The following is a 22,166-nucleotide window of genomic DNA, read 5'->3' as shown; positions in this document are numbered from 1 at the left end:
AAGATCAGATCCCGTCCCACCTCCTCTCAGTCGGGGCAGGGCACCTCGCCGGAGCCGCGGGCGATCAGCTCGGTGGGGATCACGAACGTCCGCGCCGGCTCGTCCTCGCCGTCGAGGCGGAGGAACACCCGCTCGGCGGCCGTCCGCCCGATGACCGCGGGGTTCTGCGCGATCACCGAGACGGCGGGCTCGAGGAGCTCCGCCAGGGGGATGTCGTCGAAGCCGATCAGGGCGACTCTTCCGTGCGCGCCACGACGGCGGAGCGCGGCCAGCACGCCGATCGTGATCAGGTTCTGCCCGCCGACGATCGCGGTCGGCGGCACCTCGAGGTCGAGCAGAGCGGTCGCCATCTCCTCCGCCGCGTGCTCGTCGTGGGCGCCGTGGCGCACGTACGCGGGCGGAACCGGCAGGCCGAGGCGGCTCATCTCCTCGAGGAAGCCGCGCTCCCGCTCCTGCGCGGTGAAGATCTCGGGCCGGTCGCCCAGGAACGCGATGCGGCGATGCCCGAAGGAGGCGAGGTGCCCCACCGCGCGGGCGATGCCGGCGGCGTTGTCGGTGATCACCGCGTCCGCCGTGATCCCCGAGGGGACGCGGTCGACGAACACCGCAGGCGTGCCGCGGTCCACCTCGACGCCCAGGTAGGCCTGGCTGGGCGCGACCGTGGTCAGGATGAGCCCGTCGACGCGCCGCGAGACGAAGGCGTTCACCGAGGAGCGCTCACGGGCGGGGTCGTCATCGAGGCTCGAGGCGAAGACCGCGACCCCGCGCTCGTTCGCGAGATCCTCGACGGCACGGTGGAGAGCACCCGAGAAGGGGTTCGCCACGCTGCCCACCAGCAGTCCGAGGGTGTTGGTGCGCCCGTTGGAGCGGCGGAGGTTCCCGGCGTGCAGATCCGGCTGGTACTGCAGCTGCGAGGCGGCGGCCTGCACCCGCTCGATCGTGGCGGCCGACACGTTCGGCTCGCCGTTGATGACCCGGGAGACCGTCTTGATGCCCACTCCGGCCAGAGCGGCGACGTGCTTCATGGTCGGACGGCGGCCTGCACCGGCGCCGCTTCGATCTGACAACGATGTCACGGTCGGGTCTCGCTTTCTGGAGGATCGCTTGACCTTAGCGTCACCGACCCGATAGACCTACCTCTGACATCGTTGTCGGGAGGCTGCTCCCGCCTTATGAACAGGACTTTCAATGACGAACCGTTCCCCTCGCCTCACCCGGTACATCGGCCTCGGCTCCGTCGCGATCCTCGCGGCCCTGGGCATGACCGCCTGCTCCAGCTCCGGCCCCGGCTCGTCCGACGCCGGCTCCACCGCCGGCAGCGGAGACGGCGTCGGCGTCACCCTCATCGTCAAGACGACGACGAACCCCTTCTTCGTCGCGATGGAGGACGGCGCCAAGGAGGCGGCCACCTCCGCCGGCGTGAACCTCACGCTCGCCGCGGGCAAGGAGGACGGCGACGAGGACACCCAGATCCAGGCCATCGAGAACGCGATCTCGAAGGGCGACAAGGGCATCCTGATCACCCCGAACGGCCCCTCCGTCGTCGACGCCATCCAGAAGGCGCGCGACGCCGGTCTCTTCGTCATCGCCCTCGACACGGCGCCCGACCCCGCCGACGCCGTCGACATCACCTTCGCCACCGACAACTTCAAGGCCGGCGAGGCCATCGGCGAGTGGACCGCCGCGCAGCTCGACGGGAAGAAGGCGACCATCGCGATGCTCGACCTCTTCGACGACAAGGTCGTCTCGGTCGACTACAACCGCGACCAGGGCTTCCTCACCGGCATGGGGATCGACGTCGCCGACGACCAGACCAACGGCGACGAGGCGAAGACCGGCAGCTACAGCGGCGGCGACTACGAGATCGTCGGCAACGAGGCCACCCAGGGCGCCGAGGACGGCGGCCGCACCGCCATGGAGACGCTCTTGTCCAAGAACCCCGACGTGAACGTCGTCTACACGATCAACGAGCCCGCCGCCTACGGCGCCTACCAGGCCCTCCAGGCCGCGGGCAAGGAGAAGGACGTCCTGCTCGTCTCGATCGACGGCGGCTGCGCCGGCGTGAAGAACGTCAAGGAGGGTCTCATCGGCGCCACCGCGCAGCAGTACCCGGTGAAGATGGCCCAGCTCGGCGTCGAGGCGATCGCCCAGCTCGCCGAGGACGGCACCAAGCCCAGCACCAGCGAGGGCCTCGACTTCTTCGACACCGGCTCGCAGCTGGTGACCGACACCCCCGTCGACGGCCTCGACAGCATCACCTCCGACGACGCCGCCGGGATCTGCTGGGGCGAGTAGCCCACCGCGGGCGGGGCGCTCCGGCGCCCCGCCCTCCTCCTCCCGCTCCCAGCGACTCCAGAAAGGCCATCGTGGCTCAGAAGACCACCGACCCGAATCCGCCGACCTCCGCCCTCGACCTCGCGAGCGAGTTCCTCGACCGCCGCACGCCGCTGGACCGCGTCCGCGGAGTCCTGCACCGCTATCCGGCCGTCAGCCCGGCGGTCGTCCTCGTCCTGGCCGTCATCGTCTTCGGGCTCCTGAACGACCGCTTCCTCGACCCGTCGAACCTCTCGCTCATCACGCAGCAGGTCGCGGTGGTCGGCACCCTCGCCGTCGCGCAGACGCTGATCATCCTCACCGCCGGCATCGACCTCTCGGTCGGCGCGGTCATGGTCCTCACCTCGATGGTCATTGCGCAGACCGCGACCGAGAACGGCCTCCCGGCGGTCGTCGCCCTGCTCCTGGGCCTGGTCGTCGGCCTCGCGGCGGGCGCCTTCAACGGCCTGCTCGTGACGAAGCTCCGGCTCCCCCCGTTCATCGTCACCCTCGGCACGCTCAACATCTTCGTCGCGCTGACGCTCCTCTACTCGAGCGGCTCGACGGTCCGCGGCACCGACATGCCGGCCCTGCTGCCCTCCACCGGCGGCACCTTCGACATCCTCGGCGTCCGCATCAGCTACGGCGTCCTGCTGATGCTCCTCGTCTACATCGTGATCGCGTTCATCCTCGGCAAGACCGCCTGGGGCCGCCACGTCTACGCGGTGGGCGACGACAAGGAGGCCGCCCGCCTGGCCGGCATCAGCGTGAACCGCGTCCTGATGAGCGTCTACCTCGCCGCCGGCGCGATCCTCGCCATCGGCGCCTGGATCCAGATCGGCCGCACCAACGCGGCGAGCCCGAACGCCGGAGCCGACCTCAACCTCGACTCCATCACCGCGGTCGTCATCGGCGGCACCAGCCTCTTCGGCGGGCGCGGCACGGTCTGGGGCACGCTCCTCGGCGCCCTCATCGTCGGCGTCTTCCGCAACGGGCTCTCGCTCGCTGGGCTCGACGTCCTCTACCAGACGCTCGCTGTCGGCGTCCTCATCATCGTCGCCGTCTCGGTCGACCAGTGGATCCGGAAGGTTCGCAAGTGACCCTCATCGACGCCGCGGGCACCGCTCCCGCCGCCGCCCGCACCCCCGTCCTGCAGGCCAAGCGCCTCGTCAAGACCTTCGGCCGCGTGGTCGGGCTCGACGGCGTCAGCCTCGAGCTCTACCCCGGCGAGGTCCTCGCCATCATCGGCGACAACGGCGCCGGGAAGTCGACGCTGATCAAGTGCCTCACCGGCGCCGAGATCCCCGACGAGGGGGAGATCCTCCTCGACGGGCAGCCGGTGACCTTCAAGCGCCCGCAGGACGCCCGCGGCGCCGGCATCGAGACGGTCTACCAGAATCTCGCCGTCTCCCCGGCGCTCGACGTCGCCTCGAACCTCTACCTCGGCCGCGAGAAGCGCAAGAAGGGGATCCTCGGCTCCGTCTTCCGGATGCTCGACACCGCCGGAATGCGCAAGGAGGCGCGCGCCGAGCTCACCGAGCTGGGCATCTCGACCCTCCAGGACGTCACGGTCCCGGTCGAGAACCTCTCCGGGGGACAGCGCCAGGCCGTGGCCGTCGCCCGCGCCGCCGCGTTCGGCTCGAAGGTCGTCGTCCTCGACGAGCCGACCGCCGCCCTCGGCGTCCGCGAGTCGAACCAGGTGCTGCAGCTCGTGCGCAATCTGCGCGACCGCGGCATCCCGGTCATCCTGATCAGCCACAACATGCCGCACGTGTTCGACGTGGCCGACCGGATCCACATCCAGCGCCTCGGCAAGAAGGCCGCGACGATCACCCCGCAGTCGCACTCGATGACCGACGCGGTCGCGATCATGACCGGGGCGGCGACGGCATGAGCGCCCGCATCCTCTACGCCGAGTTCACCGCGAAGCCCGGTCACGAGGAGGCGGTCGCCGGCATGATCGCCGACCTCGCCGTCCTGGTCCGCCGGGAGCCGGGCAATGTCGAGTTCACGCCCTACCGGCGGGAGGACGATCCGGCCCGGTTCTTCGTCTACGAGGTCTACCGCGACGAGGACGCCTTCCAGGCGCACATCTCGGCCGACTACGGAGCCGAGTTCAACAGGGAGCTCGGCCCGCTGATCGTCGAGCCGCACTCGCAGCTCACCTGGCTCGTCGCGGTCTGATCCGTCGCAGAAGCGCACCGTCTCTCCGGGGGCGGTGCGCTTCCGCGTCCCTCGACTTCTTCCACGCCGACGGGAGCGCCCTCGAGTTCCCCGGCAGCGACCGGATGGTCCGCGTCTCCCGCGAGGATCTGGCGGCCGTGCCGCACGCCGTGGGCGTGGCGGTCGGGGCCGAGAAGACCGCGAGCATCATCGGCGCCGTCCGCGGCTCGCTGATCAACACGCTCGTGACGGACGCAGCCACGGCGGCGGCCATCCTCGCCGCCCTCTGAGCGCCGGCCGTCGCTCCCCACTGTCCAGAAGTCGTCGCACTCGACGCCGAATGCGACAACTCCTGGGGAGTCGAGGAGGGCGACCCGCGTCAGGGCTGCGTGAACGCGACCTTCTGCACGCTGGTGCGTCCGTCGAGCGTCGTCGTCGTGATGCGCATGCTGTAGGACCCGGCCGGGGCGACGGCGCCGTTCGTCAGACGTCCGTCCCAGGCGAGGGTCTGCCGGCCCGCGAGGTGGCGGATCGACGAGGTCAGCTGCTTCGCGACTCCGCCGGACGCCGTGAGCACCGCGACACTGGTCGTCGCACCGTCGCCGGTCATCCAGTCGAGCGTCGTCGTGCCGCCGGGGCGGGTCACCGCGGGCGCCGAGACCACGAACGCCGGCGTCCGGCCGAGCGTCGCGGTCGCGTGGCCGTCGGCGACGGTCAGCGCCGTGCTGCCCGCGGTGGTCCGGATCGACGCCGTCGCTCCCGAGACCTGCACCGAGGCCGTCGACGGGCCCGCGGTGTAGAGCGCCTGCACCGTCTCGGTCGGCGTCTGCAGCACCGTCCCGTGCAGGTTCACTCCGTAGTCGGCCGTCACGTCGTCGATCGAGACCGTGCCGGAGGAGACGCCCGACATCGCCTTGTAGACGAAGGCGTCCACGAGCTTCACCGGGTAGTCCCAGACCCCGTCCCCGTCGCCGCCGGAGTGCGTGTAGTTGGCGTTCAGCCCGTCCGAGAACAGCGTCATCTTCTGCCACGGCGAGCCGCCGACGTTGCCGACGAGGCCCTGGAAGGTCTCCCCGGTCGCGTCCTGCAGCTTCAGGTAGACGGGGCTGGTGCTCGCGTCGCCGCTGACCCAGACCGAGACCGCTGTCGGCGAGCCGGGGAGGGTGCGCGAGGTGTGCAGCTGCGCGCCCTTCGAGGCGCCGGAGAAGTCGTACGTCAGCTTCAGCGCGCCCGAGCCGGAGTAGCCGGTCGACGTCGCGGCCAGCGAGGCGGTCCCGCCGCCGATCGGCGCCACGGCCCACCCGCTCGTGGAGGAGAGGTCGTCGACCTTCACCGGCGAGGCGGAGGCGGTCGCGCTCGCCCGGCCGACCGCGGTGCCGGTCGCGAGGACCGCGCCGACCTCCTTCAGCGCCGCGTACGCGGGCTTCTGCCGTCCGGAGCGCTCGGTCACCGAGAAGGTGTCCAGCGGCGCCTGCGGGTCGGGGCCTCCGACGAGGTTGTACCAGGCGATCGCCTTGATGCCGCGGGCCGCGGCGTCGAGGTAGGAGCGCGAGAGGTACGACGCCTGGTCGGCCTCGCTGGTGGCGCCGGTGCAGGTGGTGCAGGTCGCCCAGCTGACCTCGGTGATCCACAGGCTCCGGCCCGGCGCGCTGCGGGTGAGGAAGTTCTGCGCCGCGTCGAGGTAGGTCGGGATCGCTCCCGTCTCGGGCGCTCCGTCGACCGTGTAGGTGTGGATCGCGAGTCCGTCGAAGGAGTCGCCCGCCCCGGCCGCCAGCACGCCCGCCATGAACGGGTCGCTGAACTGGTCGAGCCCGCCGACCAGCACGGTCGCGGTCGGGTCCACGGCCTTGATCGCCGTGTACGCGGCCTTCAGCATCTCGCCGTACTGGCCGGCCGTGGCGCCTCCGCGCCAGTAGTAGTCGGTGTTCGGCTCGTTCCACACCTCCCAGACGTGCACGCGGTCCTTGTACCGGGCCACGGTCGCCGCCGCGTACGACGCGAAGTCGGCGTTGCTGCGCGGCGGGTAGTACTGCGCGTCCTCCGCCGCGGTGCCGGCCGGGGCCGACGAGGCCCAGGGCGCGGAGTAGGCGAGCTTCCCGATCATGTCGACGTTGCGCGCCTGGCTGATCGCGACGGCCTGGTCGAACTTCGCCCAGTCGTAGAAGCCCTTGCGCGGCTCGACGCGCTTCCACTCGAACTCCTCGCGGGCCCAGCGCACCTGCGCGTCCTCGAGGAGGGCGGCCTGCCGGTCGGCCTCGACGGGCGAGTCCTGCTCGGTGAGGAAGCTGTTGATGCCGCTGATCGACGTGGGCGACGCCTCGGTGACCCGGGCGCTCACTCCGGTGAGGTAGGGGCGGGTCGCCGTGGCGGCTCCCGAGAGCGCGCCGTCGGCGGTCGTGTCCCAGGTGAGGCGTCCGGCGATGCTGCCGGCCATCGCGGCTCCGCTGTCGTCGGTGCCGTCGTAGGCCGCGGTGATCTCGCCCGCGGCGGCGGCGGTCCCGCCGAAGGTGCGGGTGCGGCCGGCGCTGTCGCGCAGCACCAGGGCGTAGTCGCCGGGCCCGCCCGCCGTGAAGCGGACGGTCGTGGTGGCCGCGTTCTCGCGGGAGAAGCGCGCGGCGCTCGCGGTCGGCAGCATCCAGTCCTTGTCGAGGACGCGCAGGTTGTCGAGCACGACGGTGCCGGTGGCGGGGGCCGAGGCGCCGTTGCGCACCACGTTGATCCGCACCAGCGAGACCGGGTAGTCGAGCACGCCGTCGTCGTTGCCGAGGTGGGTGTTCGCGGCGGGCGACCGGAGGTCGATCGTCGCGGTCGTCCACCGGCTGAGGCTCATCGCGTCGACGCGGTAGAAGAACATCTCGCCGGTCGCATCGCGCAGCTTGAGGAACACGGTGTTCCAGCTGCTGTCGCCGAGCAGGTCGACCTTGAGCGCGGTCGCGGGCTGCGTCAGCAGCGGCACCGGAGTCGTCGCGGTCTCGATCTCGGCGTCGGCGCGGGAGAGGTCGTAGGCGATCCTCAGCGCGCCCGAGCCCTCGGTGCGGGTGGCCGAGGTCGAGGGGGTCGCGGTGCCGGCGGCCTGCACCCAGTCCGTCCCGGCGGAGTCGAAGGACTGCGCGAGGCTCGCGTCCGCGTCGATCTCGGCGAGGGTCAGCAGGAGCGGGATCCCGCTGCGGGTGGCGTTCGAGGCGAGGACGCCGTCGTCCGTCCCGTCCTGCGAGAAGACGCCGCTGACGTCGCCGCGCATGCGGGTCCCGGAGTCGTCCGAGCCGTCCCAGGTCAGGGTGACCGGGCCGGCCGCGGCCGCACGCCCGGTGATCGTCTTCACGCGCCCCTCCTTGTCGCGCAGCTCGAGGCGGTGGTCGCCCGGGCCGGCCGCGGTGAAGGAGAACGAAGTGGTCGCCGAGGCGCCGGGGGTGAAGAACGCGGTCGCGGCCGTCGGCAGCGACCAGCCGGTGGCGAGGGTGCGCAGGTTGTCGAGCACGACGGTCCCAGTCGCGGGCTGGCTGCCGTTGCGCACGATGATCACGCCGGAGAGCTTCACCGGGAAGTCGAGCACCTGGTCGCCGTCGCCGCCCTCGATCAGCGCGGCCGGGGCGGTGAGGTCGACGTCGATCGTCGCCCACGCCGTCGAGCGCATCGCGTCGAGCCGGTAGGTGAAGGTCTCGCCCGAGGCGTCGCGGAGGCGCGTGTAGACGGTGTTGTAGGTGCCGTCGCCCTTGAGGTCGATCCGGAGCGACGAGGCCGGCTTCGCGATCACGGTCGCGGGGGTGCTCTGCACCGTCTCGACCAGGCCCGACGAGACGTCGTAGTCGATCCGCTGGGCGTAGGAGCCCTGGGTCTTCTGCGCGCTGGTGCGCGAGACCGCCGCCGAGCCCATCGCGACGCTCCAGCCCGACGCCGCACCCTCGAAGCCCTCGACCACGCTGGTCGTCGACGGCTGCGCCGCGGCGACGGTCAGCAGGGTCGGAGTCGCCGAGCGGGTCCGCGATGCGGAGAACTGCCCGTCCGGGGTCGAGTCCTGCAGGAAGGTGCTGCGGATCGGGCCGTCCATCTCCTGGCCGTCGTCGGCCTTCCCGTCCCACTGCACGGCGGTCTCGCCGGGCTCCGCGAGGGTGCCGGTGAGGGAGCGGCTGCGGCCGGTGCCGTCGCGGAGGACGATCATCCAGTCGCCGGCCGTGGCGGCCGAGAACGCGAGGCTCGCGACTCCGCCCTCCGACGGCACGAGGAACTCGGTGTCGGCGACGGGCATCGTCCACCGGCTGCTCACCGCGCGCAGGTTGTCGAGCACGAGCGAGCCGGTGGCGGACTGCTCGCCGTTGCGCACGACGTAGAAGCCGGTCAGCGTCAGCGGCATGTCGAGCACGGAGTCGGCGTTGCCCCCCTCAGCGAGCACCGGGTCCTGGGTGAGGTCGATGGGCACCGTGGTCCAGGTGGTCTGCCGCATCGCGTCCATCCGGTAGGTGAACGCCTCGCCGCTCGCGTCGGTGACGCGGAGGTAGACCGTGTTGTAGCTGCCGTCGCCCTTGAGGTCGACCTTCAGCCCCGTGACCGGGCCGGTGGCGACGTCGAGCGGAGCGGTCCGCGTGATGCCGGCCATGCCGTCGGTGAGGTCGTAGTCGACGGCGAGCGCGTCGGTGCCCTCGGTGCCGGTCGCGCCTCCCCCGGCCGCGGAGGCGCGGCGCAGGGTGGCGGATCCGGTGGCGACTCCCCAGCCGGCGTCTCCGCCGTCGAAGGCCTCGACCACCGAGGTCGCGTCGGGGTCGTCGGCCGCGGCCAGGGTGAGCAGGAACGGGACGCCGGTCGTCGTCGCGGCGCCGAGGGAACCGTCGGCCGAGTCGTCCTGGCGGAGCACCGCGCGCACGTCGCCGGTCATCGCGGCTCCGGAGTCGTCGCGTCCGTCCCAGTCGACGGCGACGGGACCCGCCGCGGCGGCCGTGCCGGCGAGGGTGCGCGAGAGCCCGGCGGCGTCCGCGAGCCGCAGCTCCCAGTCGCCCGCGGATCCGGCGTCGAAGGAGAGCGCAGCGCTCGCCCCGGCGGCGAGGTAGGTCGACGCGGCGACGGGGAGGGTCCAGCCGGTGGTGTCCGCGCGCAGGTCGTCGAGGGCGAACGTGCCGGTCCGCGGCTGCTCGCCGTTGCGGACCACGAGGACGCCGGCCACGGTGAGCGGCGCGTCCATGACTCCGTTGCCGTCGCCGCCGTCGCGGGCCACCGGCTCCGCAGTCAGGTCCACGGTGAGCGTCTGCCACTGGGTCGAGCGCATCGCGTCGACGCGGTGCACGAAGGTCTCGCCGCTCGTGTCGCGGACCCGCAGGTAGACGGTGTTGTAGGAGCCGTCGCCGCGGAGGTCGACCGTCAGGGCCGAGGCGGGCGCGGGGATGACGGGCGCCTGCAGCGGGTCGAAGCCGAGCTCGGCGAGCCCCCCGGTGACGTCGTACGAGACCTCGAGCGACGAGTCGCCCTCCGTGCTGTCGTCGGAGACGGCCGTGGAGGCCGTGCCGGTCACCGTCGCGAGCGCGGGCGAGCCGCTCTCGAAGCCCGTCACGGGAGTGGTCCCGGGAGTCGCGGCCGACGCGGCGCTCGGCGCCGTGAGCAGGCCCGCGACGAGGGCGGCGGTGACGAGGAGGACTGTTCGGGCACGGGACATGGGGGCACTCCGCTGGGCGTCGAATCGAGGATCGAACGCTCGCCTGGGGGTGATGGCGAGCCGGCCGCATCGACGACCTGCGCGTCACGCTAGGACCGGCGGAGGTGCCCGGACGGGCGCGGAGGAAAGCTCGATTCGCCCGCACTCGAAGAGGGGTGGCGGGCCGGGGCGGATCCCCTCGGGCGATATCACGAGGGCCGATCCGCGCGCCAGCCCTCGCAGAGAGGGCAGACGGGGCGCTGAGAGGAACGCTATCCCGTGCGGCGCCGGAGCGCACGCCTCACTTCGTTCGAGTGCTCTCAGGTCCAGTCGAGAGCGGAGCGCTCGGCCCAGTAGCGGGCCGGATCCACGGCGAGCGCCGGGAGATCCGCGAGCTCCACAGGCTGCGCGCGCAGGTTGGCCCGCAGCTGCTCCGGAGTCGCCGCGCCGCTCAGCACGACGTCGGTCCAGGGCTGCGCGAGGGCGGCCCCCAGGGCGACGGCGTCCGGCGCGGCGCCGGCGTGCTCGATCGGGTGCGCCACGAGCCTCCCGTTGGCGAGGGCCTCCTTGACCACCACCAGCCAGCCGTCGTCGTGCGCGGCGGCGAGCGCTCGGCCCGCGGACTGCTCGAGCGGGTTCCAGGTGCTCTGGACCGCGCTGAACGGCGACTCCGGGATCGCGCGGGCGAGCTCGATCACGCGCGCCTGCTCGGGTCCGCTGGTGGAGAGGCCGACCCGCACTCCGGAGCCGGCGAGGCCGCGCAGGCGGTCCAGCAGCGGGCGGTCGGTGAGGGCCGGGCTCTCGGGAGTGATCGAGTGGACGAGGTAGGAGTCGGGCGCCGAGCCGAGCGCGTCGAGCGTGAGCGGCCACTGGCGGTCGAGCATCGCGACCGAGTGCTCCTTGCGCTCGTGCACCGGCGCGTCCATCGCCCACCCGCCGACGTACTCGTAGCCCCACTTGGACTCGATCGCGAGCGCCGCCCGCCGCTCGGGGTGCCGGGCGAGCCAGCCGCCGAGGAACTCCTCCGCCCGCCCGTAGGAGCGCGCGGCGTCGAGGAAGCGGACGCCGGCGTCCCACGCCGCGTCGAGCAGCAGGTGCGTGCGCTCCCTCAACGCGTCGACGCTCCGCTCGGCCGCAGGGCCGAGGTCGTCGTCGCGCCCTGCCGTGATGTACGCCGGCCGGCCCACGGCCGCCAGCCCGATCCCGAAGCGCTGCATCCCGCCCACGGTACGCCCGTCCCGGAGCTCCGGCAGCCGCTAGCGTCGAGCGGTGACCTCAGCCCTCGACCGCAGCATCCTCCGGCTCGCCGTCCCGGCGCTGGGCTCGCTGGTCGCCGAGCCGCTGTTCCTGCTCACCGACTCCGCCCTGGTCGGCCACCTCGGCGCCGTCCCGCTCGCCGGGCTCGCGCTGGGCGGCACGGTGCTGCAGACGATCGTCGGCCTGATGGTCTTCCTCGCGTACAGCACGACTCCGCGGGTCGGCCGGGCCCTCGGCGAGGGCGACGAGCGGAGGGCCGTGGCGGCCGGGATCGACGGCGGCTGGCTGGCCCTGCTCCTCGGCGCCGGCATCGCCGTGGTGGGCGCGCTGACCGCTCCGGCCGTCGTGGCGCTCTTCGGCGCGGAGCCGGCGGTGGCCGAGGCGGGCGTGCGGTACCTGGCGGTGAGCATGGCCGGGATCCCCGCCATGCTCGGCGTCTTCGCGCTCACCGGGCTCCTCCGCGGCTTCCAGGACACCCGCACTCCGCTGGTGATCGCCGCCGGCGGATTCGCCCTCAACGCCGCTCTCAACGCCGTGCTGATCTACCCGGCCGGCCTGGGGATAACCGGCTCCGCGCTGGGGACGGTGATCGCGCAGTGGGCCATGCTCGCGGCCTACGCGGGAGTCGCGCTACGGCTCGCCCGGAGGGTCGGCGCGCCGCTGCGGCCGCACCTCGCAGGCCTGGCCTCCTCCGCGGGATCCGGCGGCTGGATGCTGCTGCGCACAGCGAGCCTCCGCGCGGCGATCCTGCTCGCGGTCGCGACCGCCACCTCGCTCGGGGCGGAGGAGCTGGGCGCCTTCCAGGTGGCGATGACGCTGTTCTCGACGGTCGCCTTCGCCCTCGACGCGGTCGCGATCGCCGCACAGGCGCTGCTGGGCCGCCTCCTCGGCGCGGGCGACGCCGAGCAGGCCCGCGCCGTCACGAAACGCTGTGTGACCTGGGGAATCGGTGCGGGTGCAGTGCTCGGCGCGCTGGTCACCGGTCTGAGCGGTGTCCTGCCGTACGTCTTCTCGAGCGACCCGGAGGTGCTGCGGCTGCTGCCCGCGGCGATCGCCGTCGTGGGCCTCACCGCTCCGCTCGGCGGCTACGTCTTCGTGCTCGACGGCGTGCTGATCGGCGCCGGCGACGGCCGCTACCTGGCGCTCAGCGGCCTCGCGAACCTCGCCGTCTTCGTCCCGCTCGCCCTGCTCGCCCCCGCCGCGCCCGCCGAGTGGCGCCTCCTCGCGCTCTGGCTCGCCTTCGCCGTCGGCTTCCTCGGCGCCCGCGCGGTCACCCTCGGGCTCCGGGTGCGCAGCGACGTCTGGCTCCGCTGACCGCACTCCTCCCCTGTGGAGAAGCCTGTGGACAACTCCGGTCAGCGCGGCGGTGCGCTGGTGTTCCCGCGGTGGAAGACGGCGTGGAAGCAGACCGCCTCCGCCTCCTCGTCGGCCAGGAGCGCGACCGCGGCCCGACCCGCCGCACGGCCCTTCTCGACCGCGGGCTGGGCCATCGTCGTGAGGTCGTACTCGGCCGCGAGACCGGGCACCTGCACGCCGTCGAAGCCGACCACCGAGAGGTCCTCAGGCACTCGCAGCCCGCGCCCCTCCGCCGCGAGGATCACGCCCGCGGCCAGCAGATCGCTCTGCGCGACGACCGCGGTCGGCGGCTCCGCCCCCTCGAGCAGCGTGCGGCCGGCGGCGACGCCCTCGTCGACCGAGCTCGCCGCGGCGGCGACGACCGACGCGTCCGGGAAGACGTCCTGCACTCCGAGGAGGCGGTCGACCGGAGTGATGCTGGGGCTCGAGCGCCAGCCCGCCGGGATCGCGCCGCGACGGCGGTCCTTCGCGAACGGGAGCGAGACCACCGCGACCCGCTCGTGGCCGAGCTCGCGCAGGTGCTCCGTGAGGGTGCGGCTGGCCTCGCGGTTGTCGAGCGAGATCACGGCGCCGCCCAGCTCCGAGAGACCCTCGACCACGACGACCGGCACCCCCCGGCGGCGCAGCACGGCGACGGAGTCGTCGACCGACGGGCTGCAGCCGACCAGGATCATCGCGTCGACCGGGGCGGTCGCCAGCAGGCCCGCGCCGTCGCCGGTCTCGGTGAGCAGCAGGATCCCGGCGTCGACCCCGCCGAGCACGTCGGCGATCCCGTCGAGCATGGCGATCTTGATCGGGTCGCGGAACGCGTGCAGCATCCGCTCGTCCACGACGACCCCCACGATCCCTGAGCGGCCGCGGCGGAGCGAGCGCGCCCGCGGGTCGGGACCGGCGTAGTCGAGCTCGGACGCCGCGCGCAGCACCCGCTCCTTCGTGGCCTCCGAGACGGGGCCGGAGCCGCTGAAGACCAGCGAGGCGGTGGAGGGGGACACTCCGGCCCGGCTCGCGACGCGGGCGAGCGTCGGCCGGGGGCTCTTGCGGGGTTCCACGTTCCTCCTCGTGGGGGCGGCGCGCTCGTCGTCGGTTGACCGTCCCCGGGGTTCCGGATAGCTTAGACCGGCTCGCTTCGAATCGATTCGACCGTGCATCTCGATCCGATGCCCGGATCCCGCCCGCACCAGGAGAACCGCCATGACCTCGACGTCCGCGCTCACGCGCCCGCAGCTGGTCGCCTGGCGCAACGCCGTCTTCACGATCTTCGTCCTCAGCGGGATCTCGATCGCCACCTGGGTCTCGCGCACCCCCGCCATCCGCGACGAGCTCCAGCTCTCGACCGCCGGAGTGGGCCTGCTGATCCTCTCGATGTCGATCGGCGCGATCGTCGGACTCGCGTTCTCGACGCCGGTCATGGGCGCGATCGGCGCCCGGCGCGGCATGGCGCTCGGCCTCACCGTCTCGGCGGCGGGCCTCGCGGTGCTGGGCGTCTCGGCCGACGTCATCGGCGTCCTCCCCGCGGCCTTCGTCGGCATGGCGATGCTCGGCTTCGGCAACGGAGCGGTCGACGTGATGATGAACGTCGAGGGAGCGGCCAACGAGAAGGCCTTCGGCAAGACGCTCCTGCCGCTGTTCCACGCCTTCTTCAGCCTCGGCACCGTGGCCGGCGCGCTGATCGGCGCGGGCGCCTCCGCCCTGGCCGTGCCCGTCGCCGTCCACCTCGGCGCGATCGCCGTGGTGATCGCCGTGACCGCGGTGATCGCGATCCGCTTCGTCCCGGTCCGCGAGGAGCTCGACACCTCCGGCGCGGCGACCACGGTGAAGCCGCCGGTCCGCGAGCGCGTCGCCGCCTCCCTCGGCGTCTGGCGTGACGGCCGCCTCGTCCTCATCGGCCTGATCATGCTGGGCATGGCCTTCGCCGAGGGCTCCGCGAACGACTGGCTGACCCTGGCGATGGTCGACGGCCACGGCACCGACAAGACGACCGCCGCCGTCGTGTTCGGCGTGTTCGTCGCCGCCATGACCGTCGGACGCGTGATCGGCGGACCCGTGCTCGACCGCTTCGGCCGCGTCCCGGTGCTGCGCGCCTCCGCCGGGCTCGCGATCGTCGGCATCCTGCTGTTCATCCTCGCCCCGGTCGACGCGCTCGTCGTCGTCGGCGCGGTCGCCTGGGGTCTGGGCTGCTCGCTCGGCTTCCCGGTGGGCATGTCGGCCGCGGCGGAGGGGCCGCACTCGGCCGCCCGCGTCAGCGCGGTGGCGATGCTCGGCTACGTCGCGTTCCTGGTCGGACCGCCGGCCATCGGCTTCCTCGGCGAGCACTACGGCCTGCTGAACGCCCTCTTCCTGGTGCTGGCCCTGGTGGTCGTGGCCGGGCTCGCCTCCCCCGCCGCCCGCAGCCGGCGGAGCTGACCGCCCCGGTCCACGCGCCTCCGCAAGCCCCCGTGCGGCCCGGGCGCCCCGGCGCGCCTCCCCCTAGGCTTCCCAGGACGGCGGCGGAGGGGGAGCGGATGCGGTACCGAGCGCGCGACGGCGCCCTGCTCCACGTCGACGAGCACGGAGCCGGTCAGGGGCGGCCCCTGGTGGTCGTCCCCGGCGAGCCGGAGCGCCACCCCTCCTATCTCGGCTCGTTCGCCTCGATCGCCTGCACGCGCCGCGTCCTCGTGCTGCACCCGCGCGGAGTGGGCGGCTCCGCGGAGCTGCCTCCCGCTCCCCCGGCCACGACGGCCGCCGACGTGGAGGACCTGCGCCGTCACCTCGGCGTCGACGAGCTCGATCTCGCCGCGCACGACTCCGGCTGCCGCGCCGTCCTGCTCGCCGCCGTGGACGCGCCCGAGCGCATCGCCCACCTGCTCCTGATCGCCCCCGGCACCGCCTGGCTCGGGATCGACGACCGGGCTGCCGGTCACACGACTCCCGCCGGCTCCGACGACACCGCGGCGATCCGCGACGCTCTGCAGCGCCTCGACTGCCCCGCGGTCGTCCTCGGCGGCGAGGACGATCCGGTGACGGGCGTCGCCGCTCTGGAGGCGCTCACCGCGCTCCTGCCGCAGGCGAGCCTGGCCGTCATCGAGTCGAGCGGCCACCACCCGTGGGCGGAGGCGCCGGCCGAGTTCGCGGTCGCGCTGCGCGCCTCGCTCTCGGTGCCGCCGCCCGCTCCTCCGCTCGGCCGCCGGCCTGCCGTCGCCGCGCGCTGAGCCGGGAGCCCGCCGGAGCCCGCCGGAGCCGCGCCGTCTATCCTCGACGGGTGCGTCTCGTCATCGCGCGCTGCTCCGTCGACTACACCGGCCGTCTCAGCGCCCACCTCCCGCTCGCCACCCGCCTCCTGCTCGTCAAGGCCGACGGGAGCGTCCTCATCCACTCCGACGGCGGCTCCTACAAGCCGCTGAACTGGATGAGCCCTCCCTGCACGCTGATCACGGGCGAGCCCGACGAGGAGGCGCGCGCCGCGGGAGTGACGCAGCAGTGGACCGTCGCGCACCGCAAGACCGGCGACGCTCTCGTCGTCTCGATCCACGAGGTGCTGCACGATTCGGCGCACGAGCTCGGCGTCGATCCGGGACTCGTGAAGGACGGAGTGGAGTCGCATCTCCAGCGCCTTCTCGCCGAGCAGATCGGCCTCCTCGGAGAGGGGCACACTCTCGTCCGGCGCGAGTACATGACCGCGATCGGCCCGGTCGACATCCTCGCCCGCGATTCCTCGGGAGCCGCCGTCGCCGTCGAGATCAAGCGCCGCGGCGAGATCGACGGAGTCGAGCAGCTCACCCGCTATCTCGAGCTGATGAATCGCGATCCGCACCTCTTCCCGGTGACGGGAGTCTTCGCCGCTCAGGAGATCAAGCCGCAGGCGCGGACTCTCGCCGAGGACCGCGGAATCCGCTGCGTGGTGCTCGACTACGAGGCCATGCGCGGCACCGACGACTCCCACACGCGCCTGTTCTGACAGGCACGGCGACAGGCACGGCGAAGACGCGGCGACAGGCACGGCGAAGACGCGGCGACAGGCACGGCGAAGACGCGGCGACAGGCACGGCGAAGGCCCCCGCGATCGGATCACGGGGGCCTTCCGCTCACCGGGCGCGAGGCCCGGGAATGCGGCGTCTCACCGGGCCGAGAGCCCGGCGGCCGCTACTTGTGGGCGGCCTGATAGGCGGCCTGGACCTCGGAGGGGATGCGTCCGCGGTCGGAGACGGGGTGGCCGTTGGCGTTCGCCCACTCGCGGATGGCCTTGAGCTGCTTGGGGTCGCTCTTGGAGGCGGTCGCGACGCTCGTGGCGGCCGCGGGGCGCGAGCCGACGCGGCGGGCGCTCGAGACGAACTTCTCGAGCGCCGAGTGGAGCTCGGCGATGTTGTCGGGGCCGAGATCGATCTCGTAGTTGGCGCCCTCGATGCTGAAGCGGACGGTACCGCCGTCACCGGAATCGATAAGGGTTCCGTCGATATCGTCGACAAGCGTGATCTTCTGGGCCACTTTTCCTCCTGGAGTTCGCGGGACCGGACTGTCTCGACCCGGACCGGAAGAGACATTACCCCCTTTCACAATCGAGTGCGCCATGAATGGCGCCATTCGTCCCTTTCTCGCGCCATGTCGAGGGGAATGTTCAGGATAAGCGGAGGCAATCAGGGCGGAATCGAGCTGTTCGCCACCAGCCGTCGAATAGAGGACACGGTGTCCGCAGACGGCCGTAACGATTCCGGACACCGATCGCGCGCATTCCCGGGAACCGGTTCCGGCGATTCCGATCACGCCCCGGTCTTCGTTAGCGTGGAGTCATGGCACGACGAGGCGGACCCCCTGCACGCCCGGCGCGACCCGGTCCGTACCGCAATGCGGAGGCTCGGGAAGCACTGGAGGCGCTCGTCGCCGCTCCCACCGCCGAGGCCGTCGACCGGCTGCTCGAGGCCTGCCTCGACGGCTCCCTCGTGGTCGACGTCACGGGCTCCCAGCCCGGAGGCGTGCCGCACGTCCGCACCGTCGCGACGACCACCGGGGAGCAGGTCCTGCCGCTGTTCACCTCCACGGACGAGGTGCGCACCGCGGTCCCCCGGCAGCAGCATCCGCGGGTGCAGATGCTGGTCCTCCCCGGACGCGAGGCCTTCGCGCTGATCCGCACCGCCGACTTCGTCGCCGTGCAGCTCGACCCCGGCTCGATCGCCCAGGTCGTCACCCGTTCGTTCGTCGAACGGGCTCTGGACGCCGAACGGCCGTAGAGTGTGGCCCCCGGCGGGGCAGCGCCGGCGTCACCCCGTCCTCCGAGGTCAGGAGCCCGCCATGTCCGACACGACCCTCGCCGCCACCGGCCTCGACGCGCGCGCCGGCACCTGGTCCTGCATCCTGTTCGACCTCGACGGCACGATCACCGACTCGGCCCCCGGCATCACCGGCACCCTCGTCGAGACCTTCGTCGAGCTGGGCCGCCCCGTGCCCGCTCCGGCCGAGCTGCTGGCCTACGTCGGCCCTCCGCTGCTCGAGGCGTTCCGCGAGCTCGGCGGGATGACCGTCGAGGAGGCGCAGGCGGCGCTCGTGGTCTACCGCCGCCGCTACAACGCGGGCGGGCTGTTCGACTCCTCGGTCTACCCGGGGCTGCCCGAGGTGCTCGCGCGCATCGCCGAGGCCGGCGTGCCGCTCTCGCTCGCGACCTCCAAGCCGGAGTCGGCGGCCACGCGCATCCTCGAGCACTACGGACTGGCGCAGTACTTCACGGTGATCTGCGGCGCCTCCGAGGACGAGGTCCGCAGCGCCAAGGCCGACGTCGTGGAGGAGGCGCTGCGCCGGCTCCGCGAGCTCGGCGTCGACCTCTCAGCGCCGGTGATGGTGGGCGACCGCGAGCACGACGTGCAGGGCGCCGCAGCCCACGGCGTGCCGACGATCATGGTCGAGTGGGGCTACGGATCGCCGCTCGAGGCGGTCGGGACGATCGCGCTGGTGTCCGGTGCCGAGGAGCTCGCGGACCTTCTGCTCCCGTGACCTGCGTACGATGAGGGCATGACTGGTCTGGGCGTCGTCCTCTCGTTCGTGCTGTTCCTCGGCGGGATCCTCGTTCTCGGCAACTCGTTCCTGCTGCCCGACATCGCCGGATTCCTCTTCGTCGGCGGCATCCTGATGATCTCGGGATCGCTCGCCGTCGCGTTCCACGTCCTGCCGAAGTCCCAGTAGCCGGGTCGCTCTGAGCGGCCGCCTCCGCGGCTCGCCGCTCCGCTCAGCCCAGCGTGCTCGCGTCGAGGTTGATGACCGCATTGATGTAGACCGCCTCGCCGGCTCCGGCGATCGTCGGGTTCATCCGGAGCAGCTGCTGCACCGGGATCCCGAAGCGCTGCGCGATGTCGAAGAACGTGTCGCCCTGCACCACGGTGTAGCTCACGATGTCCCCCTCCCCGTCGCGGGTCGGCTCGCCGTTCGCCCCGGGAACCGCGCCGTTGTCGACCGCGAAGGCGGTCTCGGGGATGTCCGGCGTCGCGTTCGGCGTGAAGGTGACCGTCGCCTCGGGGACCGGTGCGAAGACCGTGGCCGTCGCCTGCGGGAGCGCCGCCGTGACGGTCGGGTCCGGCACCGGAGTCGGCGTCGCCGTGGCGAACACGGTGACCGTGACCGTGGGAGCCGGAGCGGGCGCCGAGCACCCCGCGAGCGCGAGCACCCCGGCCAGTGCCGTCGCTCCGATGACCGTCCTGCGCATGTCCCCTGCCCTCCGCGCGCCCCGCGGCGCCCGCTCCACCCTAGGAGACGGGGCGGCCGGGGGCACGTGCGCTGTCGCAGGAGGCCGGTGCTGCGGATCCACCGTCGTGCGGGGAGCTCCGCGGTCGTCCGGGCCGGGTCGGCCTCACCGGGACCGGGTCAGGACGGGGGCTCGGGGAGCAGCCGCAGCCCGCCGCCGCTGTTCGCCGCGTCCATCAGGAGCTCGACCCAGGTCGGGTTGATCGTCGGCTGCCGGCTCCCCGCGAAGTGGAACTGCAGGGCGATGTTCGGGTTCATCCAGAAGGAGTGGCGGCCCCGCGCGCCCTCGGGCATCGAGTCGAGGGTGAGGCTGAAGCGCTCGTCGCGGCGGAACTTCGCGTAGATCACGATCTGGAGGTGGGCCAGGGTCCGGTCCTCGATCTCGATGACGGCGGGAGGAGTGCCGTAGAGGAATTGACCCATGCCGCCAGACTATAGGCCCCTCGGCTTATTACTAGTCCGTCTAGCTATTTCGCCGCGGAGGGTTCCGCCGGGTCGGCTTCGTCCGTATCGTGCCCGTCGCCGTGCTCCGCGTCGATCTCGTCGACGGCCGCGCTCATCCGGCGGAGGAAGTTGACGACGACCTCGGCCTCGGGGGCGTCCAGGTCCTCGGCGATCTCGAGCATCCGGCGGTGCATCTCCTGGAGCGTGGCGCGCACCTCGTCGTCGCTGTCGACGGTCGCCTCCACGACGATCCCGCGCCGGTCGGTCGGGTTGGGCTTGCGCACGAGGTGGCCGCTGCGGACCAGGCGGTCGATGAGGACCGTGGTCGACGCGGACGAGATGGAGAGGTGCGAGGCCAGATCCTTGCCGGTCACCAGCTCGCCCTTGCGCTGCTGGCGGAGCAGGTACTGGATGGCGATCAGGTCCGTCTCGCCCATCGCCATCCGCTCGCGCGTGCGGCGGCGCATCGAGACCTCGGAGACGCGGTACGTGCGCATGGCGCTCAGCACCTCGACAGCGCGGCGGGTGGACGACTCGTCCGGGTACCAGTACCCGGCGCCGCTCCGCAGGCTCGTGTCGCTCATCCGCACATCCTAGACCGGCTGATCACCAGGCCGTCTAGCGAGTCGCCCGCGCCTACGCTGGACCGGTGACCGCCACCCTCGTCGCCAAGGGCCTCTCCGGAGGCTATGCGCACCGCACCCTGTTCGACGGACTCGACCTGACGGTCGCCCCCGGGGACGTGGTGGGCGTCGTCGGGGCGAACGGAGCCGGCAAGTCGACGCTCCTGCGCATCCTCGCGGGCGAGACGGCTCCACTCGAGGGCTCCGTCGTTCTCTCGCCGGGCGACGCCTTCGTCGGCTGGCTGCCGCAGGAGCACGAGCGCCGCGAGGGCGAGACCGTCGCCGGCTACATCGCGCGCCGCACCGGCTGCGCCGAGGCCTCCGCCGAGCTCGACGCCGCCGCCTCCGCCCTGGCCGACCCCGATCCCGACGGCTCGATCGCCGACCGCTACGCCCTCGCGCTCGACCGCTGGCTCGCGAGCGGCGCGGCCGACCTCGACGAGCGCACCCCGGTCGTCCTGGCCGACCTGGGCCTGTCGCTCGGAGCCGCGGCCGCCTCCTCGACGATGACCTCCCTCTCCGGCGGGCAGGCGGCGCGGGTCGGCCTCGCGGCGCTGCTGCTCTCGCGCTTCGACGTGGTGCTGCTCGACGAGCCGACCAACGACCTCGACCTCGACGGCCTGGAGCGCCTGGAGGCCTTCGTCCGCGGGCTCCGCGGCGGCGCGGTCCTCGTGAGCCACGATCGCGAGTTCCTCGCCCGCAGCGTCACCCGCGTGCTCGAGCTCGATCTCGCGCAGGGCACCAACCGGGTCTACGGAGGCGGCTACGACGCGTTCCTGGAGGAGCGCGAGACCGCGCGCCGCCAGCGCCGCGAGAAGTACGAGGACTTCGCCGAGCAGAAGGCCGACCTGGTCTCCCGCGCCCGCACCCAGCGGGAGTGGTCGAGCCAGGGCGTGCGCAACGCGATGAAGAAGGCCCCCGACAACGACAAGATCCGCCGCAAGGCCTCGGCGGAGTCGAGCGAGAAGCAGGCGCAGAAGGTGCGCCAGATGGAGAGCCGGATCGCGCGGCTCGAGGAGGTCGAGGAGCCGCGCAAGGAGTGGCAGCTCGCCTTCACGATCGGCAGCGCCCCGCGCTCGAGCTCGGTCGTCTCGACACTGAACGGCGCGGTCGCCCGCCGCGGCGCCTTCACGCTCGGGCCGGTGTCGCTCCAGGTCGACGCGGGCGACCGGATCGGCATCACCGGGCCCAACGGCGCCGGCAAGTCGACGCTGCTGTCGCTCCTCCTCGGCCGCGCCGAGCCGGAGGAGGGCGGCGCCTCCCTCGGAGCGAGCGTGGCGATCGGCGAGATCGATCAGGCCCGCGGGATGCTCGCCGCCGAGGTGCCGCTCGCGGACGCGTTCGAGGCGCTGGTGCCCGAGTGGCCGACCGCCGAGGTCCGCACGCTGCTGGCGAAGTTCGGGCTGAAGGCCGACCACGTCGGCCGCCGCGTCGGCGAGCTCTCGCCGGGCGAGCGGACCCGGGCCGCCCTGGCGCTCCTCCAGGCCCGCGGCACGAACCTCCTGGTGCTCGACGAGCCGACCAACCACCTCGACCTGGTCGCCATCGAGCAGCTGGAGGAGGCGCTCGAGGCGTACGAGGGCACCCTGCTGCTGGTCACCCACGACCGGCGGATGCTCGAGACGGTGCAGCTGACGCGGCACTGGCACGTCGAGGCGGGCGTCGTCACGGAGGCGTGACGCCCGCCG

At 72.8% G+C, this 22,166-nt stretch carries 21 protein-coding genes; 13 read left to right on the top strand and 8 right to left on the bottom strand.

The genetic code is table 11. The features are described 5' to 3' along the window. Positions 1-26 precede the first annotated feature (26 nt). The gene (locus C5C39_RS12425; RefSeq protein ID WP_104353495.1) at positions 27-1,025 is read right to left on the bottom strand and encodes a LacI family DNA-binding transcriptional regulator; all 999 of its coding nucleotides are present in this window, start codon (positions 1,023-1,025) and stop codon (positions 27-29) included. Between the two features lie 163 nt (positions 1,026-1,188). Between C5C39_RS12425 and C5C39_RS12420 the strand changes: the two genes are divergently transcribed. From C5C39_RS12420 to C5C39_RS12400, 5 genes are all read left to right on the top strand, one after another. Next, positions 1,189-2,295 (top strand): substrate-binding domain-containing protein, encoded by a 1,107-nt coding sequence (locus C5C39_RS12420; RefSeq protein ID WP_104238959.1) that lies wholly within the window; start codon positions 1,189-1,191, stop codon positions 2,293-2,295. Between the two features lie 71 nt (positions 2,296-2,366). Beyond that, positions 2,367-3,413: an ABC transporter permease gene (locus C5C39_RS12415; RefSeq protein ID WP_104238958.1), complete on the top strand. Its 1,047-nt coding sequence runs from the start codon at positions 2,367-2,369 to the stop codon at positions 3,411-3,413. After that, positions 3,410-4,207, top strand: coding sequence for an ATP-binding cassette domain-containing protein (locus C5C39_RS12410; protein ID WP_104238957.1), 798 nt, complete (start codon positions 3,410-3,412; stop codon positions 4,205-4,207). Before C5C39_RS12415 ends, C5C39_RS12410 begins: the two co-directional genes overlap by 4 nt. Next, entirely contained in the window at positions 4,204-4,497 is a 294-nt protein-coding gene (locus C5C39_RS12405) for a putative quinol monooxygenase (protein WP_104256430.1), read from the top strand. Before C5C39_RS12410 ends, C5C39_RS12405 begins: the two co-directional genes overlap by 4 nt. Beyond that, on the top strand, positions 4,479-4,766 hold the full coding sequence (locus C5C39_RS12400; protein WP_104350141.1) for a sugar-binding domain-containing protein: 288 nt from the start codon (positions 4,479-4,481) through the stop codon (positions 4,764-4,766). The genes C5C39_RS12405 and C5C39_RS12400 overlap by 19 nt, the downstream gene beginning before the upstream one ends. Before the next feature lie 89 nt (positions 4,767-4,855). Here the strand turns inward: C5C39_RS12400 and C5C39_RS17270 are convergent, their stop codons facing one another. Beyond that, the gene (locus C5C39_RS17270) at positions 4,856-10,117 is read right to left on the bottom strand and encodes a FlgD immunoglobulin-like domain containing protein (RefSeq protein ID WP_146083929.1); all 5,262 of its coding nucleotides are present in this window, start codon (positions 10,115-10,117) and stop codon (positions 4,856-4,858) included. 299 nt (positions 10,118-10,416) lie between these two features. Next, complete coding sequence (locus C5C39_RS12390) at positions 10,417-11,313, bottom strand: aldo/keto reductase (protein ID WP_104353494.1); 897 nt, start codon at positions 11,311-11,313, stop codon at positions 10,417-10,419. Positions 11,314-11,365: 52 nt separating this feature from the next. Here C5C39_RS12390 and C5C39_RS12385 point away from each other — a divergent pair, with 52 nt between their 5' ends. Next, positions 11,366-12,667: an MATE family efflux transporter gene (locus C5C39_RS12385; protein ID WP_104346300.1), complete on the top strand. Its 1,302-nt coding sequence runs from the start codon at positions 11,366-11,368 to the stop codon at positions 12,665-12,667. A 41-nt stretch (positions 12,668-12,708) separates the two neighbouring features. On the opposite strand, the gene C5C39_RS12380 is transcribed toward C5C39_RS12385, so the two are convergent. Continuing rightward, complete coding sequence (locus tag C5C39_RS12380) at positions 12,709-13,758, bottom strand: LacI family DNA-binding transcriptional regulator (RefSeq protein WP_258075833.1); 1,050 nt, start codon at positions 13,756-13,758, stop codon at positions 12,709-12,711. A gap of 142 nt (positions 13,759-13,900) precedes the next feature. Between C5C39_RS12380 and C5C39_RS12375 the strand changes: the two genes are divergently transcribed. The 3 genes from C5C39_RS12375 (at position 13,901) to nucS (ending at position 16,643) form a co-directional block, all read left to right on the top strand. Continuing rightward, positions 13,901-15,112 carry a sugar MFS transporter gene (locus C5C39_RS12375; RefSeq protein ID WP_104353493.1) on the top strand — a complete coding sequence of 404 codons (1,212 nt, stop codon included), beginning with the start codon at positions 13,901-13,903 and terminating at the stop codon, positions 15,110-15,112. Between the two features lie 98 nt (positions 15,113-15,210). Further along, positions 15,211-15,897, top strand: coding sequence for an alpha/beta fold hydrolase (locus tag C5C39_RS12370; protein WP_104353492.1), 687 nt, complete (start codon positions 15,211-15,213; stop codon positions 15,895-15,897). 50 nt (positions 15,898-15,947) lie between these two features. Then, positions 15,948-16,643 carry an endonuclease NucS gene (gene nucS, locus C5C39_RS12365; protein WP_104222623.1) on the top strand — a complete coding sequence of 232 codons (696 nt, stop codon included), beginning with the start codon at positions 15,948-15,950 and terminating at the stop codon, positions 16,641-16,643. Positions 16,644-16,828: 185 nt separating this feature from the next. On the opposite strand, the gene C5C39_RS12360 is transcribed toward nucS, so the two are convergent. Next, entirely contained in the window at positions 16,829-17,170 is a 342-nt protein-coding gene (locus C5C39_RS12360; RefSeq protein WP_104222624.1) for an Lsr2 family protein, read from the bottom strand. 302 nt (positions 17,171-17,472) lie between these two features. On the opposite strand from C5C39_RS12360, the gene C5C39_RS12355 reads away from it, so the two are divergent. The 3 genes from C5C39_RS12355 to C5C39_RS17535 all read left to right on the top strand — a co-directional run bounded on the left by C5C39_RS12355 (position 17,473) and on the right by C5C39_RS17535 (position 18,856). After that, on the top strand, positions 17,473-17,910 hold the full coding sequence (locus C5C39_RS12355; RefSeq protein ID WP_104222625.1) for an SseB family protein: 438 nt from the start codon (positions 17,473-17,475) through the stop codon (positions 17,908-17,910). Positions 17,911-17,971: 61 nt separating this feature from the next. Continuing rightward, positions 17,972-18,667 (top strand): HAD hydrolase-like protein, encoded by a 696-nt coding sequence (locus tag C5C39_RS12350; RefSeq protein ID WP_104222626.1) that lies wholly within the window; start codon positions 17,972-17,974, stop codon positions 18,665-18,667. A gap of 18 nt (positions 18,668-18,685) precedes the next feature. Then, complete coding sequence (locus C5C39_RS17535) at positions 18,686-18,856, top strand: hypothetical protein (protein WP_159911733.1); 171 nt, start codon at positions 18,686-18,688, stop codon at positions 18,854-18,856. 43 nt (positions 18,857-18,899) lie between these two features. Here the strand turns inward: C5C39_RS17535 and C5C39_RS12345 are convergent, their stop codons facing one another. The 3 genes from C5C39_RS12345 to C5C39_RS12335 all read right to left on the bottom strand — a co-directional run bounded on the left by C5C39_RS12345 (position 18,900) and on the right by C5C39_RS12335 (position 20,439). Continuing rightward, positions 18,900-19,373, bottom strand: coding sequence for a LysM domain-containing protein (locus C5C39_RS12345; protein WP_104222627.1), 474 nt, complete (start codon positions 19,371-19,373; stop codon positions 18,900-18,902). A gap of 158 nt (positions 19,374-19,531) precedes the next feature. Beyond that, the gene (locus C5C39_RS12340; RefSeq protein ID WP_104225758.1) at positions 19,532-19,834 is read right to left on the bottom strand and encodes an ATP-dependent DNA ligase; all 303 of its coding nucleotides are present in this window, start codon (positions 19,832-19,834) and stop codon (positions 19,532-19,534) included. Between the two features lie 44 nt (positions 19,835-19,878). Next, on the bottom strand, positions 19,879-20,439 hold the full coding sequence (locus tag C5C39_RS12335; protein WP_104256423.1) for a MarR family winged helix-turn-helix transcriptional regulator: 561 nt from the start codon (positions 20,437-20,439) through the stop codon (positions 19,879-19,881). Between the two features lie 65 nt (positions 20,440-20,504). Between C5C39_RS12335 and C5C39_RS12330 the strand changes: the two genes are divergently transcribed. Continuing rightward, the gene (locus C5C39_RS12330) at positions 20,505-22,157 is read left to right on the top strand and encodes an ABC-F family ATP-binding cassette domain-containing protein (protein WP_104222629.1); all 1,653 of its coding nucleotides are present in this window, start codon (positions 20,505-20,507) and stop codon (positions 22,155-22,157) included. Positions 22,158-22,166 lie beyond the last annotated feature (9 nt).

This window comes from Rathayibacter sp. AY1F3, assembly GCF_002931975.1.
Lineage (GTDB): Bacteria > Actinomycetota > Actinomycetes > Actinomycetales > Microbacteriaceae > Rathayibacter.
The sequence above is the reverse complement of the archived record's forward strand: the minus strand, read 5'-3'. Positions and strand labels throughout refer to the sequence as shown.

Bases quoted from the DNA above. Each gene is read 5' to 3' on its own strand.
- C5C39_RS12425 (WP_104353495.1), bottom strand. From the start codon at position 1,025: ATGAAGCACGTCGCCGCTCTGGCCGGAGTGGGCATCAAGACGGTCTCC.
- C5C39_RS12420 (WP_104238959.1), top strand. From the start codon at position 1,189: ATGACGAACCGTTCCCCTCGCCTCACCCGGTACATCGGCCTCGGCTCC.
- C5C39_RS12405 (WP_104256430.1), top strand. From the start codon at position 4,204: ATGAGCGCCCGCATCCTCTACGCCGAGTTCACCGCGAAGCCCGGTCAC.
- C5C39_RS17270 (WP_146083929.1), bottom strand. From the start codon at position 10,117: ATGTCCCGTGCCCGAACAGTCCTCCTCGTCACCGCCGCCCTCGTCGCG.
- C5C39_RS12390 (WP_104353494.1), bottom strand. From the start codon at position 11,313: ATGCAGCGCTTCGGGATCGGGCTGGCGGCCGTGGGCCGGCCGGCGTAC.
- C5C39_RS12375 (WP_104353493.1), top strand. From the start codon at position 13,901: ATGACCTCGACGTCCGCGCTCACGCGCCCGCAGCTGGTCGCCTGGCGC.
- C5C39_RS12370 (WP_104353492.1), top strand. From the start codon at position 15,211: ATGCGGTACCGAGCGCGCGACGGCGCCCTGCTCCACGTCGACGAGCAC.
- C5C39_RS12355 (WP_104222625.1), top strand. From the start codon at position 17,473: ATGGCACGACGAGGCGGACCCCCTGCACGCCCGGCGCGACCCGGTCCG.
- C5C39_RS12350 (WP_104222626.1), top strand. From the start codon at position 17,972: ATGTCCGACACGACCCTCGCCGCCACCGGCCTCGACGCGCGCGCCGGC.
- C5C39_RS17535 (WP_159911733.1), top strand. From the start codon at position 18,686: ATGACTGGTCTGGGCGTCGTCCTCTCGTTCGTGCTGTTCCTCGGCGGG.
- C5C39_RS12345 (WP_104222627.1), bottom strand. From the start codon at position 19,373: ATGCGCAGGACGGTCATCGGAGCGACGGCACTGGCCGGGGTGCTCGCG.
- C5C39_RS12340 (WP_104225758.1), bottom strand. From the start codon at position 19,834: ATGGGTCAATTCCTCTACGGCACTCCTCCCGCCGTCATCGAGATCGAG.
- C5C39_RS12335 (WP_104256423.1), bottom strand. From the start codon at position 20,439: ATGAGCGACACGAGCCTGCGGAGCGGCGCCGGGTACTGGTACCCGGAC.